Annotated in this window: 16 protein-coding genes, 1 tRNA gene and 1 other RNA gene; 8 read left to right on the top strand and 10 right to left on the bottom strand. The window is 64.4% G+C overall.

Going from position 1 to position 13,678, the window contains the following annotated elements; genetic code table 11:
- Positions 1 to 66 precede the first annotated feature (66 nt).
- From ftsE to smpB, 3 genes are all read left to right on the top strand, one after another.
- Positions 67 to 1,236: a cell division ATP-binding protein FtsE gene (gene ftsE / locus KOE53_RS03080; protein WP_188057342.1), complete on the top strand. Its 1,170-nt coding sequence runs from the start codon at positions 67 to 69 to the stop codon at positions 1,234 to 1,236.
- Entirely contained in the window at positions 1,233 to 2,147 is a 915-nt protein-coding gene (gene ftsX / locus KOE53_RS03075) for a permease-like cell division protein FtsX (protein WP_188044118.1), read from the top strand. Before ftsE ends, ftsX begins: the two co-directional genes overlap by 4 nt.
- 79 nt (positions 2,148 to 2,226) lie before the next feature.
- Positions 2,227 to 2,703: an SsrA-binding protein SmpB gene (gene smpB, locus KOE53_RS03070; protein ID WP_188044117.1), complete on the top strand. Its 477-nt coding sequence runs from the start codon at positions 2,227 to 2,229 to the stop codon at positions 2,701 to 2,703.
- A 123-nt stretch (positions 2,704 to 2,826) separates the two neighbouring features.
- Here the strand turns inward: smpB and KOE53_RS03065 are convergent, their stop codons facing one another.
- Entirely contained in the window at positions 2,827 to 4,005 is a 1,179-nt protein-coding gene (locus KOE53_RS03065; RefSeq protein WP_188057341.1) for a serine hydrolase domain-containing protein, read from the bottom strand.
- A complete protein-coding gene (locus tag KOE53_RS03060) occupies positions 4,002 to 5,462 on the bottom strand; it encodes a purine-cytosine permease family protein (RefSeq protein WP_188057340.1) in 1,461 nt (486 codons plus the stop codon). Before KOE53_RS03060 ends, KOE53_RS03065 begins: the two co-directional genes overlap by 4 nt.
- A 116-nt stretch (positions 5,463 to 5,578) precedes the next feature.
- Between KOE53_RS03060 and KOE53_RS03055 the strand changes: the two genes are divergently transcribed.
- Positions 5,579 to 6,250, top strand: coding sequence for a TetR/AcrR family transcriptional regulator (locus tag KOE53_RS03055; RefSeq protein ID WP_188057339.1), 672 nt, complete (start codon positions 5,579 to 5,581; stop codon positions 6,248 to 6,250).
- An 84-nt stretch (positions 6,251 to 6,334) separates the two neighbouring features.
- Positions 6,335 to 6,706: a transfer-messenger RNA gene (ssrA, locus tag KOE53_RS03050) on the top strand.
- A 61-nt stretch (positions 6,707 to 6,767) separates the two neighbouring features.
- Here the strand turns inward: ssrA and KOE53_RS03045 are convergent.
- Both KOE53_RS03045 and KOE53_RS03040 read right to left on the bottom strand, forming a co-directional pair.
- Complete coding sequence (locus KOE53_RS03045; protein ID WP_223160103.1) at positions 6,768 to 8,441, bottom strand: FAD-dependent oxidoreductase; 1,674 nt, start codon at positions 8,439 to 8,441, stop codon at positions 6,768 to 6,770.
- Between the two features lie 141 nt (positions 8,442 to 8,582).
- The gene (locus tag KOE53_RS03040; protein ID WP_251364114.1) at positions 8,583 to 9,029 is read right to left on the bottom strand and encodes a DUF3054 domain-containing protein; all 447 of its coding nucleotides are present in this window, start codon (positions 9,027 to 9,029) and stop codon (positions 8,583 to 8,585) included.
- 93 nt (positions 9,030 to 9,122) lie between these two features.
- On the opposite strand from KOE53_RS03040, the gene KOE53_RS03035 reads away from it, so the two are divergent.
- Positions 9,123 to 9,608, top strand: a complete 486-nt coding sequence (locus KOE53_RS03035; protein ID WP_241095387.1) for a MarR family winged helix-turn-helix transcriptional regulator — start codon at positions 9,123 to 9,125, stop codon at positions 9,606 to 9,608.
- Between the two features lie 37 nt (positions 9,609 to 9,645).
- Here the strand turns inward: KOE53_RS03035 and KOE53_RS03030 are convergent, their stop codons facing one another.
- The 5 genes from KOE53_RS03030 to KOE53_RS03010 form a co-directional block, all read right to left on the bottom strand.
- On the bottom strand, positions 9,646 to 10,455 hold the full coding sequence (locus KOE53_RS03030; RefSeq protein ID WP_188044112.1) for an inositol monophosphatase family protein: 810 nt from the start codon (positions 10,453 to 10,455) through the stop codon (positions 9,646 to 9,648).
- A 101-nt stretch (positions 10,456 to 10,556) separates the two neighbouring features.
- Entirely contained in the window at positions 10,557 to 10,769 is a 213-nt protein-coding gene (locus KOE53_RS03025; protein ID WP_188044111.1) for a hypothetical protein, read from the bottom strand.
- Between the two features lie 76 nt (positions 10,770 to 10,845).
- Positions 10,846 to 11,226, bottom strand: coding sequence for a hypothetical protein (locus tag KOE53_RS03020; protein ID WP_188044110.1), 381 nt, complete (start codon positions 11,224 to 11,226; stop codon positions 10,846 to 10,848).
- A gap of 371 nt (positions 11,227 to 11,597) precedes the next feature.
- A complete protein-coding gene (locus KOE53_RS03015; RefSeq protein WP_188057338.1) occupies positions 11,598 to 11,795 on the bottom strand; it encodes a hypothetical protein in 198 nt (65 codons plus the stop codon).
- A 58-nt stretch (positions 11,796 to 11,853) separates the two neighbouring features.
- A complete protein-coding gene (locus tag KOE53_RS03010) occupies positions 11,854 to 12,120 on the bottom strand; it encodes a GlsB/YeaQ/YmgE family stress response membrane protein (protein WP_188044108.1) in 267 nt (88 codons plus the stop codon).
- Positions 12,121 to 12,851: 731 nt separating this feature from the next.
- On the opposite strand from KOE53_RS03010, the gene KOE53_RS03005 reads away from it, so the two are divergent.
- Entirely contained in the window at positions 12,852 to 13,022 is a 171-nt protein-coding gene (locus tag KOE53_RS03005) for a hypothetical protein (RefSeq protein WP_188057337.1), read from the top strand.
- A gap of 34 nt (positions 13,023 to 13,056) precedes the next feature.
- Positions 13,057 to 13,224 (top strand): hypothetical protein, encoded by a 168-nt coding sequence (locus KOE53_RS03000; protein WP_188044107.1) that lies wholly within the window; start codon positions 13,057 to 13,059, stop codon positions 13,222 to 13,224.
- A gap of 232 nt (positions 13,225 to 13,456) precedes the next feature.
- Here the strand turns inward: KOE53_RS03000 and KOE53_RS02995 are convergent.
- A tRNA-Lys gene (locus KOE53_RS02995) sits at positions 13,457 to 13,529 on the bottom strand.
- Between the last annotated feature and the right edge of the window lie 149 nt (positions 13,530 to 13,678).

Here is a 13,678-nt window from a genome sequence, read left to right as displayed (position 1 = left end):
AAAGCTCGCGCCTTTCCAGCGAGTCGCGAGGGCGCGGGCGAGCCGGGTGCGTAGGGTCGAAGCGCCATGATCCGATTTGAGAATGTCACCAAACAGTACCGGGGTACACAAAAGCCCGCCCTTGACCGGGTGAGCCTGACGATCAACCGGGGGGAATTCGTTTTTATTGTCGGCGCCTCCGGGTCGGGAAAGTCGAGTTGCCTGCAGCTGATGCTGCGCGAGGAGCAGCCGACCTCGGGCACCGTGCACGTGCTCGGTCACGAACTCGGCAACCTGTCGACCCGCAAGGTGCCGTATTTTCGGCGCAACCTCGGCGTCGTCTTCCAAGACTTCCGTCTGCTCACCGGCAAGACGGTCTATGACAATGTTGCGTTCTCGCTCCAGGTGATCGGGAAGTCCCGTGGGTTCATTCAGGAGGCCGTGCCCGACACCCTCGAGATGGTCGGACTGGGCGGCAAGGCGAAGCGCTACCCGCACGAGCTGTCGGGTGGCGAGCAGCAGCGCGTGGCGATTGCGCGCGCCATCGTCAACAAGCCCGCGGTGCTGCTCGCCGACGAGCCCACGGGCAACCTCGACCCCGCGACCAGCCTCGGCATCATGCAGTTGCTGCGCTCGATCAACGCCGCTGGCACGACCGTGGTCATGGCGACCCACGAAGCGGCCTTCGTCGATATCATGCAGCAGCGCGTCATCGAGTTGTCGCAGGGCGTCATCGTCCGCGACGAGCAGCGCGGCGGATACGGCGAGACTGCGGCGATTTCGCTCGCCGAGATCCCTGAGGCGCAGCGCACCGCCCTGCGCACGACCGAGGACGCGGTCAAAGCCGTCCTCGCACCCGACACCTCGATCGCCCCGATCGGCGGGCCGGCGGTGCAGGATCCTGCCGCTGCTCAGTCCGCGCAGCAGCAGCCGGCTCGCCCGGACACCCCTGCCGAGGTGGCCGCCCCTGCGCCCTCCCGCTCGACCCCGTCGATTCCGGTCATCGCGCCGCGTGCCGCGGCAGAGTCCCCGGCCCCGGCCGAGCCGGTCGCTCTCCCGGACACCGTGAACGACGAGACGGTCAACGCGAAGGCGCCGCAGGCTGACGGGCAACGCAAGCTCCCGAGATTCCTTGATCCGCATGTGAAGCGGGATCCGGTAGAGCTGTCTGAGACCGGAAACCTGGCGCAGTCGCTGGGGCTCGGCGGCAGCGCGGGAAACAATGATGAGCAGACTGATGTGGGGCCCGTGCGATGAGAATTGGTCTGGTACTCGGCGAGGTCTTCTCTGGCCTCCGCCGCAATGTTTCTGTGGTGATCTCGGTCATTTTGGTGACCTTTGTGTCGCTGACGTTCGTGGGCGCCGCAATCTTGATGCAGCTGCAGATCCAGCAGATGAAGACGTTCTGGTATGACCGGGCGCAGGTAGCGATCTACCTCTGCACCGACTTCGACCAGAGCGAGACCTGCGCGGGAACCGACGCGAACGAGGAGCAGATCCAGGCGGTCGAGGACGCGCTGCGTTCGGACGCCCTCGCCCCCTACGTGTCCGACTTCTTCTTCGTCGATCACGACGAGGCTTACACGGAGTTCACGAAGCAATTCGCCGACAACCCCGTGGTCGACATCACGCGGCCGGAGCAGCTCAACCAAACATTCTGGGTGAAGCTCGATGACCCGTCGCAGTCCGCGATCATCCAGGAGACGTTCTCGGGCGTCCCCGGTGTGCAAAGTGTCTCGGATCAGCGCAGCCTGCTCGACCAGATCTTCTTGCTGCTCGGGATCGCCAGCTACACGGCGATCGGCATCGCCGGGCTCATGCTGATCGCGGCAGTGTTGCTGATCTCCACGACGATCCGCCTCTCGGCGTTCTCGCGCAGGCGAGAAATCGGCATCATGCGCCTGGTGGGGGCATCGAACCGGTTCATCCAGACGCCGTTCATCCTTGAGGGAATCATCGCGGCGCTGATCGGGGCGGTGCTCGCAAGCGCGGCTTCGGTCGCGATCGTGAAGTTCTTCGTGCAGGACTTCCTGGTGGTCAACGTGCCGTTTACGAGCTACATCACGGTCGAGCAGTCGCTCATTGTGCCGCCGATCTTGATCGCAGTCGGGATTGTGCTCTCGGCCTTCGCTGCGAAGGTTGCAATCACACGCTACCTTCGCGTCTAACGGCGCTCGTCCGTTAGACTGTGCGGTCGGGGCGCTCGCTGCTGGGCGCCCGCGGTCGCGATTGTCAGGAGGGACCAGGATGCCCAAAGAAACCGGGATAAAACTCGTCGCTTCGAACAAGAAGGCGCGGCACGACTACCTCATCATCGACACCTATGAGGCGGGGATGGTGCTCACCGGCAGCGAGGTGAAGTCGCTCCGCGAGGGGCGTGCGTCGCTCGTCGACGGGTACGTGTTCATCGAGAATGGTGAGGCGTGGCTCGATGCCGCCTACATCCCTGAGTACTTGAACGGTTCGTGGACGAACCACGCGCCGCGGCGCAAGCGGAAGTTGCTGCTGCACCGCCAGGAGATCGACAAGCTGCATATGAAGACCCGCGAGGGCGGCATGACGATCGTGCCCCTGCGCCTGTACTTCTTGAACGGGCGCGCGAAGGTTGAGATTGCGCTTGCCAAGGGCAAGAAGGAGTACGACAAGCGTCAGACGCTGCGAGAGCGGCAGGATCGGCGCGAGGCCGACCGTGCCATCTCGAGCCGGAAGCACATGGGGGAGTAGCGCTATAAGAAATTGCCCATTTCTGGGCAATTTCGCGCTACTCCCCGCAGCCGTCTCGGCTGCGGCCGCGCTCAGAGAAAGCGCCCATTTCTGGGCAATTTCGCGCTACTCCCCGGTCTCTGCCTACAGTCGGTCCAGCGCGCGGCTGACGTCGAGCAGGATCCCGTCCTGTTGGCGGTCCCATTCCGAACCGGTGGGATCCGGCCAGGTGGAGAGCTTGACGATGACGGAGTCGGTCAAGGGATCGAGCCAGAGGTTCTGGCCGTGGATGCCGATGCCGCTGACGTTGCTTCGCTCGTTCCCGGTGGACCACCACTGGCGGGTGTACGAACCATTCGGGTAGAACGACGTGTAGCCCTCGTCGGTCATGGCTTTCTGGTTTCCGCCGGCGAGCACGCTCTGCGCCCATGCCTCAGAGACGACGCGGCCGCCCGGAGCGACGCCGCCGTCGAGGATCAGCCGCCCGACCCGTGCCAGGTCACGCGCGGTGCATGAGATGCCGCCGTTGGCGTAACCAAACCCGACCCGGTCGACCGTGAGAGTCGCGTCGAGATCGGCCCCCAGCTTGCTCCAGAGGCGCTCGCTCAGGGCATCGACATAGCGCTGGCCCGTTACCCGCTCGATCACCCAGGCAAGCACGTCGGTGTTCGCCGAGCAGTACTGGAACTCGCCGGTGCTGCCGTTCCCGCGTAGCGTCGTGAGGAACTCGGTATTGCTGATCGGGTCGCCGGGCAGGGGGCTCCGCCAGCCGGCCGCCCGATCGTGGGTCTGCACCTCCGAGTTCGGGTCGGTGTACTCCTCGCGGTAGTCGATCTGGATCTCCATGTCGAGCACCTGCTGCACGGTCGGACCGTCATACACCGAGCCGGTGAGTTCAGGGACGTACTCGGTGACCCGACACCCGGGGTCGAGGAGCCCGTCGAGCACGAGGGATCCGATCAGCGTGCTGCAGAGCGACTTTGACACGCTCATGAGGAGGTGGCGGTCGTCTGCGGCTACGCCGGGGCCGGAATATTCCGCAACGATCTCGTCCCCACGCAGCACGAGGAACGCGTTCGTGTAGGTCGCTGCGAGGCGCAACTCAAGGTCGGGGACCTGTGTGGTCAGCGCCTGCAGGCGGCTCTGCGTCTCGTGGGCGGCCGGTCGAGCGTGTCGCGAGATCGTCGCGGACGGCACGAGCTCGCCCAGGTGGGTGAATGCCCACCGACTTTGGGGCGGATCCTGCCAGCCGTCGAGGCTCGGCTCACCAGCAGGCGCGCCGGGATAGCGTGGGGTGTGCGGCAGGCCTGAACCGCGGGTCATGCCGCAACTCGAGACGTCGTCGTGGTCAGGGCACGCATGGATCGGCGCGAGCACACGGCGTAGACGAGTGCGGAGACGGCGAGCCCCACGGGCACCGACAGGTCGATGTAGCCGATCGCCACCGCGAGCGGGCCGGTCCAGACGTCGGTGGAGAGGAAGAGGGCGGTCGCGATGCCCCCGGCCAGCGCGGCGGAGATTCCGGGGATGCCGAATCCTCCTAAATACCAGAACGGCCCGCCGGGGGATTCGTCGAACAGGTCGAATCCGTTGTATCGGTTGCGGCGCAGGAGGATGTCCATGACGTATACGGCCATGGTCGGCACCGAGATGATCAGTAGGAACTGCAGCATGAGGTTCACCGCATCGATGAGGCTCGTGGCAAGCGCCAGCACGATGGTGAAGATCGTCCCGAGGACGCCGATCGTGATCGCGGAGGGGATGCGCTTCATGCGCACCCCGATGGACTGGAAGACCATGCTCGCCGTGTAGGTGGTCATGCCATTGAGTGCGATCGTGTTGACGATGACGCCGAGGACGAAGATGGGGCCGAGCCATACGGGCAGCATCTCGAGCAGCGGGTACTCGATGCCGAAGGCGAGGTCTTCCGGTTTCACTGCGGTGCCGAGCAGCGCACCAACTGAGGTGAAGAAGATGCCGGGGAGCGCACCGCCCAAGGCGGTCGCCGCGACGATGTGCGACGGCTTCGTCTCGCGGGGCAGGTAGCGGGCAAGGTCCGCGCTATTGGAGAACGAAAGTGGCGACGATGCGAGGATCGCGAAGCCGATGCTCACCGAGGTCCACAGTCCCACGCCCTCGAGCGGTTCCGGCTGGGTAAAGGCCCAGTCGATGTTCGGCAGGATGAAGCCGACGACGAGGACAAAGATGGCCAAGAGGACCGCCGTGACGACGGTGTACGCGCGGAGGATGAGCGCGTGACCGTAAACCGCGACGAGCACGGTGATCGTCGACACGACGACGCTGACAAGAAGAATGTTCAGGGTGTCGTTCGCCCAGCCCATGCGGCGCAGCAGCTCGGCGCCCATAAAGGCTGAGGCCACCCAGTTCAGCGCCAGGAAGACGCCGGAAATGAACCAGCCGTAGAAGGCAATGATGAACTTGTTGCCACGCACCCCATAGATCGCGCGGGTGATGACCGAACCCGAGGTTCCCGCCGAGGGTCCGCTGATGGCGACGATGCCGGGGAGCACCCAGAGCAAGGAGGCGGCGATGATGACCAGGATCGCCTGCCAGATCTCGAGTCCGAGGACGAGCGTGAGCGTCGCGCCCATCGTGAATGCCAGGACGCTCACGTTCGGTGCGGCCCAGACGGCGAACAGGTCGCGGGCGCGGCCGTGACGCTCAGCGGGCTGAATCAGCTCGATGCCACGCGTCTCAGGCTGAGTCGCTGACTCGAGCGGGCTCTGCTCGGCTAGGCCAGCGGTGGTGGGAGGTGTCACGAGGGATCCTTTCGGCGCCAGCGCGCCAGGAACCCAGTGGTCGGGAATCGAAGCGACGCTGCTATTGGTTGCAAGACCAATGTCTTATTGAGCACTTATCCAATATGATGCTGGGCATGGTGTCAAGTTCGCAGGTGACCCGGACCCGCAAGCGTCCGGAAGAGCGGCGCGCCGAGATTCTGGCCGAAGCGGCGCGCATCGCTCTCGCCGAGGGATTGGAGAAGGTCACGCTGCGCGCAGTCGCCGATCGACTGGGCGTTCGACCCGGCCTCATCAGCCATTATTTTCCGGCGGCAGAAGACCTCGTCAACGCCGCCTTCGCGCTCGCGATCGGCGAAGAGCGCGCGCACCTGTACGGGGGAGTGGGATCCGCTCTGCAGCGCATCGCCGAACTCGTGGCGCGGGTTGAGGGCGGGCGCGAATCGGGTCTTGATCGCCTCTGGCTCAACGCGCGCCACCTCTGCCGCTTCCGTCCGGCGCTTCGCGATGTGCTCGAAGAGCAAGAGGCCCTCGATCGCGATCAGCTGATGGCGATCATCGCCGACGGAGTCGCCGCGGGGGAGTTCGAACTGATCGATCCGTTCACCGCGGCCGTCGAAATTCTCATTGCGGTTGACGGCGTCGGAGCCTACGCGAACAACGACCAACCGTTTGAGCATGTATCGTTCACCCGCTACGTGCGCACTGCGACGGAACGTGCGCTCGGTCTTGCGCGTGGGGGCCTCGACCAGGCAATTGAGGTGCACGTGCGCGCCCGCGCGCTGGAATCTCACAGCGACCCGCGCTAGCATTGAGGAACCGGTAAAAGCCGGGTTGAAAACTCCACAGTGCATGATTCATTCGACCTCCCGGCGGACTTGTCCGCCACACACGGGGCCGATCGGTTTCGACACGTCGTTGTGAAACCGTGGGAAGCGGGTCGAGGATGCGAAGTTATCTCGTAAACGCTCTTCGCAAAACATAGGTGCAAACGCTAAGCGCACCGACTTCGCTCTCGCCGCCTAAGGCAGAGTAGAAAGTCCGTCAGACCGGGTGTGCCCCTGCCCCGGATTCTGGCGTCATTAAGGGGGCTTGCTCACACACTGTGTCTCAGGGTGTGTGGGGACTTTTTCTGTGGCTGGGCCTGTCGTCCTAGATGTTCGTGACAAAGGACGGGGCCGAGTAGAACGTTTCCACGAACTACACCCGTAGAAGACACGGAATTGCCGAAGTGGACCGGGGTTCAATTCCCCGCGGCTCCACGAGTCTTGAATGAATCATGCACTGAGGTGAGAGGGGGTGGGGCGTAAGCCCCACCCCCTCTTCTTATGCCTGCGAGCTGCGAGCGGCGCCCGTGCCCTCGCCGGCACCCTCGAGCGCTGCTGTTGCCGTCGCACGGACACCGGCCTTCCAGGTGAGGAAGCCGCCATCGAGATTCAGGGCGTCGATCCCGAGCTGTCGGAGCAAGCGAGTTGCCGTGTGTCCGCGTTGCCCCACTTGGCAGTGCACGATGACCCGGCGCCCTGCGAGCTCGCCATGGCGCTCGCGCAGATCGTCGACCGGAATGTTCGTCGCGCCAGGAATCGTCTCTCGAGCGAATTCACCCGCCGAGCGCACGTCGATCAGGAGCGCCCCGGCGGCGAGCTCGCTCTCGAGCTGATGCCACTGAACCGCAGGGCTCGACCCGTTGGCGCGCCCCTCGGCCACGTATCCGAGCTGATTCACCGGGTCCTTTGCGGATCCAAACTGGGGAGCGTAGGCGAGTTCGAGCCTCGAAAGCGCCGAGGCGGTGATGCCGCCCACGATTGCCGTTGCGATCACATCGATGCGCCGCGCGGCGCCCTCGGTGCCTACGGCCTGCGCGCCGAGAATCTCATCGGTCTCGCTGTCCACCAGGAGCTTCAAGGTCAGGGTCGTCGCGCCAGGATAGTAGCCGGCGTGCGATGACGGGTGGATGTGCACCGCATGGTGCGCCCGACCAGCGGCGATCAGGCGCCGTTCCGACCAGCCCGTGGACGCTGCCACCAGGCCGAACAATCCGATCACGGAGGTTCCCAGCGCCGGTGCGGCGGTGGTCTCCATGCCGGCAATCGTGTCCGCGGCGGCGCGGCCATGCCGATTCGCGAGCCCAGCGAGGGTAACGATGGTTGTCTGCCCGTCGACGGCATCCACCTTCTCCGCGGCATCTCCGACGGCCAGAATTGCCGGATCGCTCGTGCGTTGCTGCGCATCAACGACGATCCCCCCGGACGGCCCAATGGCGAGTCCAGCCGCTGCCGCCACCTGGGTGTTCGGGCGAACGCCGATCGCGTTCACGACCATCGCCGGCCGGTGCGTGCTTCCGTCGCTCAGGACGACTTCCCCGGCCTCGATGCGATCGACGCGGGTACTGAGCCGCAGGTCGACCCCATTGTCGCGGAGCCGATCGGTGAGGAGCGCCGCCATCTCTGGGTCAAGTGGAGCGAGGACCTGTGGCGAACGCTGTACTAGTGTGACCGGAATTCCGCGGTGGACGAGGTTCTCGGCGACCTCGAGTCCAATGAACCCCGCCCCCGCGACGACGACTGGGGTGCCGGGTGTGGCGTCAAGCGTCGCGAGCATCGTGTCAAGCTCGGGAACGGTGTGTAGCGCGACCACGGGGACGCTGTCATCGCTCGGCAATCTCACCGGTGAGACGCCGGGGGAGAGGATGAGTGCGTCGTATGGTTCGATGCGAGTCTCGCCGCTCAAGGTATCTGCGACGAGGATCTCGTGGGCTTCGCGATCGATGCTCAGGACCTCGTGGTTTACTCGCACATCGAGGTCGAACCGTTGTGCGAGCGATTCGGGAGTCTGCAGCAGCAGTGACTGGCGTTCCTCGATAACGCCGCCGAGCGCATACGGGAGCCCGCAGTTCGCAAACGAAACGTGAGGGCCACGCTCGAAAATGACGATCTCTGCCTGCTCGTCAAGCCGGCGAAGTCGCGTTGCCGCAGACATCCCCCCAGCGACGCCACCCATGATAATTACTCGCACCACAGTCCCTTCCGTTGGATACCTGGACTCTAGTGTATACCCCCGGGGGTATTTTTCGGAAGGGGTGTCCAGGGCCAGACGGCGGTCTCGCGGGTGTGAGCGGTTCGCCTGCTGCGGGCCGTGACCTTAACGGCTGTCTGCTGAAGGCCGGCGAAGCCGGCGCGCGAGCGCGGCAATGCCCCGCCAGCCCAGCAAGAGAACCGCGAGAGTGATGGTCGCGACAATGATGAACGGGAGTGCGGCCCCTTCGCCTGTAGCCAAGCGGAGCAGCATGCCGATGGCGACCGTGCCGACCCAGAGGGCGACACCGGGCCACACGATGCCGAGCGGGCGGCGCCAGGCGCGAGTCGCGGCCCAGGTGATCACGAGCCCGACGAGGAACGGCCAGGCGGTCGCCCACACACCTGCGACGTCGAGCATCTCGGCGTGGCTCGCGCGTCCGGTGACCGCAAACACGACAACGAATAGTGCGTCGAGCACACACGGCAGGAACGCGCCGAATCTCGCACGGATCGACGGATTCATGGGGGTCGAGGTGTCGGGAAGCGGCGAAGCTGCGGGCGCGTGGGACATGCCGAAAGTCTACGCACGTGCGGCTGGGCCCCAGAGCCGGTTACTCTGAAGTGAGTGCCGGAACTCCGGCAGAGACCGCGAGAGGGAGACGCCGTGACTGACGATGCGCAGCCGAACTGGCTGAGTCCTGATGAACGTGCGCTCTGGTTGCAACTCGTCAGCCTCTCGATGCTGATGCCCAGTGCAGTCGAAGCGCAGCTCAAGCGCGAGGCTGGCATGAATCTCTTTGAGTATCACGTGCTCGCGATGCTGTCCGATGCGCCCGAGCGTGCTCGATTGATGAGCGACCTCGCCTTCCACACCAACTCGTCGCTTTCGCGGCTCTCTCACGTGGTCACGCGGCTCGAGAAGCAGGGCTGGGTGCGTCGTGAGCCCTGCGCGAGCGACAAGCGCGCAACCAATGCGGTGCTCACAGACGCGGGCTTCGCTCAGCTTGCCGACTCGGCGCCCGAGCACGTCGGCGAGGTTCGCCGCCTGGTGTTTGACGCACTCGATCCGTCGAAGATCACCGAGTTGAGCGCCCTGTTGCAGCCGGTGCTCGATCAGATCGACCCCGAGCGGCGACAGATTCGCGACTAGTCGGCAGGATGGGCCATCGGCCCAGCCGAGCGCGGGCTCAGCCGTGGGCGGGCTTCGCCTCCGCGACACACTCGATCACCGCGGCGTGGAGTGCGCCGTTCGTCGCGAGTGAGCTGCCGTTCCACGCGCTCTCGTTGCCGTCGATATCGGTGAAGCGGCCGCCGGCCTCTCGAACGATGGGCACGAGGGCCGCGAGGTCGTACGGCTTGACATCGAATTCGGCCACGACGTCCACCAAGCCCTCTGCGAGCAACATGTATGACCACATGTCCCCGTACGCTCGATCGCGCCACACGGCCCGGCTGAGTGCGATGAGCGGCTCGAGGTATCCCGCGAGGTCCCACTGCTCGATGCTCTGGAAGCTGAGAGAGGCGTGCTCGAGCCCCGAGACGCCGGAGACGCGGAGTGAACGGGGTGCCTCGCCCGTCGCCTGGCCCCAGGCGCCGCTACCCGTCTCGGCCCACCAGCGGGCGCCAAACGCGGGTGCCGAGACGACCCCGACTGTCGGGTCACCGTCGACCTCGAGCGCGATCAGCGTCGCCCAGTTGGGGACGCCGCGGAGGAAGTTCGAGGTGCCGTCGATGGGGTCCAGGATCCAGCGCCGCGTACCCTGGTCGACGCGCCCCGATTCTTCGCCGAGGAAGCCGTCGCCGGGACGATCCTGCTCGATGCGCGCGCGCAGGGCCGCCTCGACGGCGCGATCGGCGTCGGTCACAAAGGTCCGGTCGGGCTTCGTGTCGATCGCGAGGTCTGCCGAGCGGAACCGGTCGAGCGAGATCGCGTCGGCAAGGTCCGCGAGTTCGAGCGCGAAGCGCAGGTCTTCCGAGGGGGCGGGGGGATGCGCCATGACGAACTCCTTCAGTAATTCACTGGGAAGTCTAGCCAGACGGCGCTCTTTGGCGGACCCGACAGGCCCTCGTTACCCGTTGTTCACCCCGAGCGGGCGGGCTAGGGTACGGCACGGTCCGCGGTCCGGAGATCGGGGTGGATTGCGACCATGCGGCGCTCGGTGGCGATCGGATGCCAGGTCATCAGGAGGAACCGTGCCTCGCCCGCGGTCGAAGTGACCCGCTGCACGATCGCCTTGGGCTGGTGTGCGCTCTCGCGCATGATCACCCAGGTGTCCGCATCGACCTGAATGGGCTCACGTGTGTCGGCCATCGCTCTCCTCAAAAGTAACTCGAGGTGATCGTACGGTGGGGGTCCGACATTTGAGTCCAGCGGGGTGGGCGGGACGCTAGGAGGAGTTGGCCGAGAGGACTGCAGCAAGGGCCTGCTTGCCGACGGCGGGATCAGGGCCCCAGCTGAACTCGGATATCCAGATGTTCCCTCGGAAGAGGTGCGTGAGAAAGTTCGGGCCGAGCCCCTGAACGGGGCCGTTGGTGTACAGGGCCACGTCCCCCGCGAGTTGGTGTGCGAAATCAGAGTCGTTCAAGGCGGCAGTGAACGTGGCCTTCGCCGGGTCAGTGATCTCTGCGACGACGATCTGTACGAAGCCGTCCGAATTCGGGATACCCCAGACGCAGGCCTGAGATTGAATGGCGTTGCGGAGGGTCTCGGCAGCTACGGGGCCCGTGTGCGCGCTCGCGAGATCGGAACCCTCGAGGGGAATGAGCACGTACCGATCGTCGCCCACCAGCGCACGTACGTCCTCGAGTGGGACGAGCTCGTCACAGCTCGGGATGCGAATTGGCTGCGAGTTGGGGGATGGCTCCTGTGAAGCCGTGGGCGAGGGAGTGGCCGCAGGGCCGGGAGGGGCCGCAGGCGGCTCCGGTGGGGGCGCGGCGCAGGACGCGAACCCGAGTGCGAGAGCGCAGCCGGATACGGCGACGAGGGCCAAGGACAAACGCGACGGTGCCATGCGGCCGAGAGTAGTCGACGCGAAGCCTGTCCCGGCGCAAGCTCGCAGGGAAGGGGGATCACGATTCGCGTGTGCCGGAAACACGCAGAAGGCCCGAGATCGGGATGATCTCGAGCCTTCCGTGTGACTTACTTGTCGCGAAGGTCTTCCTTCAACTCGTTCTTCAACCTGACCGAGTCGCGTTCCGCTTCAGCCTTCTTGAGGTCGGCTTCAGCATGCAGCTCATCAATCTTGTCCTTCGCTCGATCTACGCCGTCCTCGACGGATCGGCTGATCTTCTTCGCTGCCGAATCAGCGGCTTCTTTCGCATCTTCAAGAATTCCCATGGTGTCCTCCGTGTGGTGTCTCAAGCGCCGCAGAGTGTCAGTGTGACGGTCATGCACACTATGTGGTCCGTTTGCGCCCGACCGTCAATCCCCAGATGAGCAGTACGACGATCGAACCACCAATCGCGAGTGCCCACGTCTGGAGCGACCAGAACTCTTCAAGCGATGCGCCGAAGATGAGCGAGCCGAGCCAGCCACCGAGTACTGCCCCCACGACGCCCAGCACGAGCGTCGCAATCCAACCCCCACCTTGTTCGCCGGGCAGGATGGCCTTCGCGATTGCTCCAGCGATGAGGCCCAGCAAGATGAATGAAATGAATCCCATTTTTGCTCCTTTCGGGTTACCCAACATCGTGCCGAAGGCTCGACTCGGAAGCGGAAGTCTTTGTGGGGACTGCACAAATCTGCAGAAAATCGGTCTCCAAGGATGTTGCAAACCGGAGAAATTCGCTCTCTCGGTTGCCCGGTCTACTCATGATCGCTACCGGGTTTTCGAACCTGGGTGCTGTCGCAATGTGCGGCGATGTGGCCCTTGACGGGGATCGGAAGCCTGCTCAATAGTGGTGGGACACCGCGAGGTCAGGAGGAAAATCGTGCATCGCAGCGACCGTTCAGCACCACACACTGTCCCCGACGAAGCAGCGAACGACGTTGCAGAGCGGCCGGGTACTACACAGGTTCCACACGAGCATGCGGACGAGCTCGCGGACGAATGGGGCGAAGATTCGTTCCCCAGCAGCGACCCCCCTGCGCACTACTAGTCTGCGCCGTCAAGCGACCGGATCCCGGTGACGGTTGGCTGTGTTGCCCCCGTCTCCCTCCGGGAGGAGGGGGGTACCTTTCTGTGCATGTGGCGGTGAAGTATTCACCGGTGCCCCGGGTTCCTTCCGCAGGGCTCGCTTGCCTGGCTCGAGAGAAAGGTCGTCGCTTCGGGTCGCGTGCACGGAAACAATGGTCGTCGGCCTGCACGGTGCACATGGCCGCGAGAGGGGTCGTGAATCCTGTCGAATCCTGGCAGTCTCGTTTCTGCTCCCGTTCCAGGCGTACCGTGAAGGCATGTGGATCGTGTTGCTTGTGCTAGCGGTGGCTTGGGTGATCCTCGCCATCGTGGGGTTTGCCATCGAGGGGCTTCTGTGGCTGGGAGTGATCGGCGTCGTACTCGTGGTCGGGACGCTGCTGTTTGGCATTCTCAAACAGCGCGATTCACGGAAAAAGACTGGCGCGTAGTCGCTCAGGCGAAGCGGGAATGGAGAGAAGAGTCATGAAGACAGTCGGCGAAGGTCTCAAGCGGGCCGCTGAAGGAACGAAGAACGTTACTGATAAGACCGTCAACGCGGTGGAATCGAAAGTGAACGAGGTCACCGACATCATCGAAGACGCGGTTCACGATGTTGGCGAAAAGATCCATAAGGCCGCAAGCAAAAAGTAACGGCAGGTTCTGCCCCCACCTCCATGGTCGGCGTCTGGGCGTCTTCTACCGATCACCGTTCGAGACTTGCTCCGACGTGGGGCGCGGTGTGCGGCACTCGGTTCCGGTGTTTCCGCGGGATTGGTCCCGTGGGTGAGAACGATTCACTCGCAAACCGGGAATCAGTGAAGACCATCGATAACCCGGAAAAACAAAAAAGGCCCGAGATCATGATGATCTCGGGCCTTGTCTGTGCGCCCCCCCGGACTTGAACCGGGAACCCATTGATTAAGAGTCAATTGCTCTGCCAATTGAGCTAGAGGCGCCTGTTTGGGATCTCCCCGAACAAGGTAAAACTCTATCATCGGGTCGGGCGCAAACGAAATTCGGCCACTCTTCCCGGGCGTGGCGCGGCCCCGTTACCCCGGAAAACTGGGGGGGGGGGGCGCCGGCCGCCCCGATTTATATGGACCCG

Source organism: Leucobacter sp. CX87, assembly GCF_018682295.1.
Lineage (GTDB): Bacteria > Actinomycetota > Actinomycetes > Actinomycetales > Microbacteriaceae > Cx-87.
The sequence above is the reverse complement of the archived record's forward strand: the minus strand, read 5'-3'. Positions and strand labels throughout refer to the sequence as shown.

Excerpts from the sequence above, each read along its gene's own strand:
- KOE53_RS03040 (WP_251364114.1), bottom strand. The coding sequence starts at position 9,029 with ATGTCCCACGCGCCCGCAGCTTCGCCGCTTCCCGACACCTCGACCCCC.
- KOE53_RS03030 (WP_188044112.1), bottom strand. The coding sequence starts at position 10,455 with ATGGCGCATCCCCCCGCCCCCTCGGAAGACCTGCGCTTCGCGCTCGAA.
- KOE53_RS03005 (WP_188057337.1), top strand. The coding sequence starts at position 12,852 with ATGTGGATCGTGTTGCTTGTGCTAGCGGTGGCTTGGGTGATCCTCGCC.
- KOE53_RS03045 (WP_223160103.1), bottom strand. The coding sequence starts at position 8,441 with ATGGGTGGCGTCGCTGGGGGGATGTCTGCGGCAACGCGACTTCGCCGG.
- KOE53_RS03015 (WP_188057338.1), bottom strand. The coding sequence starts at position 11,795 with ATGGGAATTCTTGAAGATGCGAAAGAAGCCGCTGATTCGGCAGCGAAG.
- KOE53_RS03025 (WP_188044111.1), bottom strand. The coding sequence starts at position 10,769 with ATGGCCGACACACGTGAGCCCATTCAGGTCGATGCGGACACCTGGGTG.
- KOE53_RS03055 (WP_188057339.1), top strand. The coding sequence starts at position 5,579 with ATGGTGTCAAGTTCGCAGGTGACCCGGACCCGCAAGCGTCCGGAAGAG.
- ftsX (WP_188044118.1), top strand. The coding sequence starts at position 1,233 with ATGAGAATTGGTCTGGTACTCGGCGAGGTCTTCTCTGGCCTCCGCCGC.
- KOE53_RS03010 (WP_188044108.1), bottom strand. The coding sequence starts at position 12,120 with ATGGGATTCATTTCATTCATCTTGCTGGGCCTCATCGCTGGAGCAATC.
- KOE53_RS03065 (WP_188057341.1), bottom strand. The coding sequence starts at position 4,005 with ATGACCCGCGGTTCAGGCCTGCCGCACACCCCACGCTATCCCGGCGCG.
- KOE53_RS03000 (WP_188044107.1), top strand. The coding sequence starts at position 13,057 with ATGAAGACAGTCGGCGAAGGTCTCAAGCGGGCCGCTGAAGGAACGAAG.
- smpB (WP_188044117.1), top strand. The coding sequence starts at position 2,227 with ATGCCCAAAGAAACCGGGATAAAACTCGTCGCTTCGAACAAGAAGGCG.
- ftsE (WP_188057342.1), top strand. The coding sequence starts at position 67 with ATGATCCGATTTGAGAATGTCACCAAACAGTACCGGGGTACACAAAAG.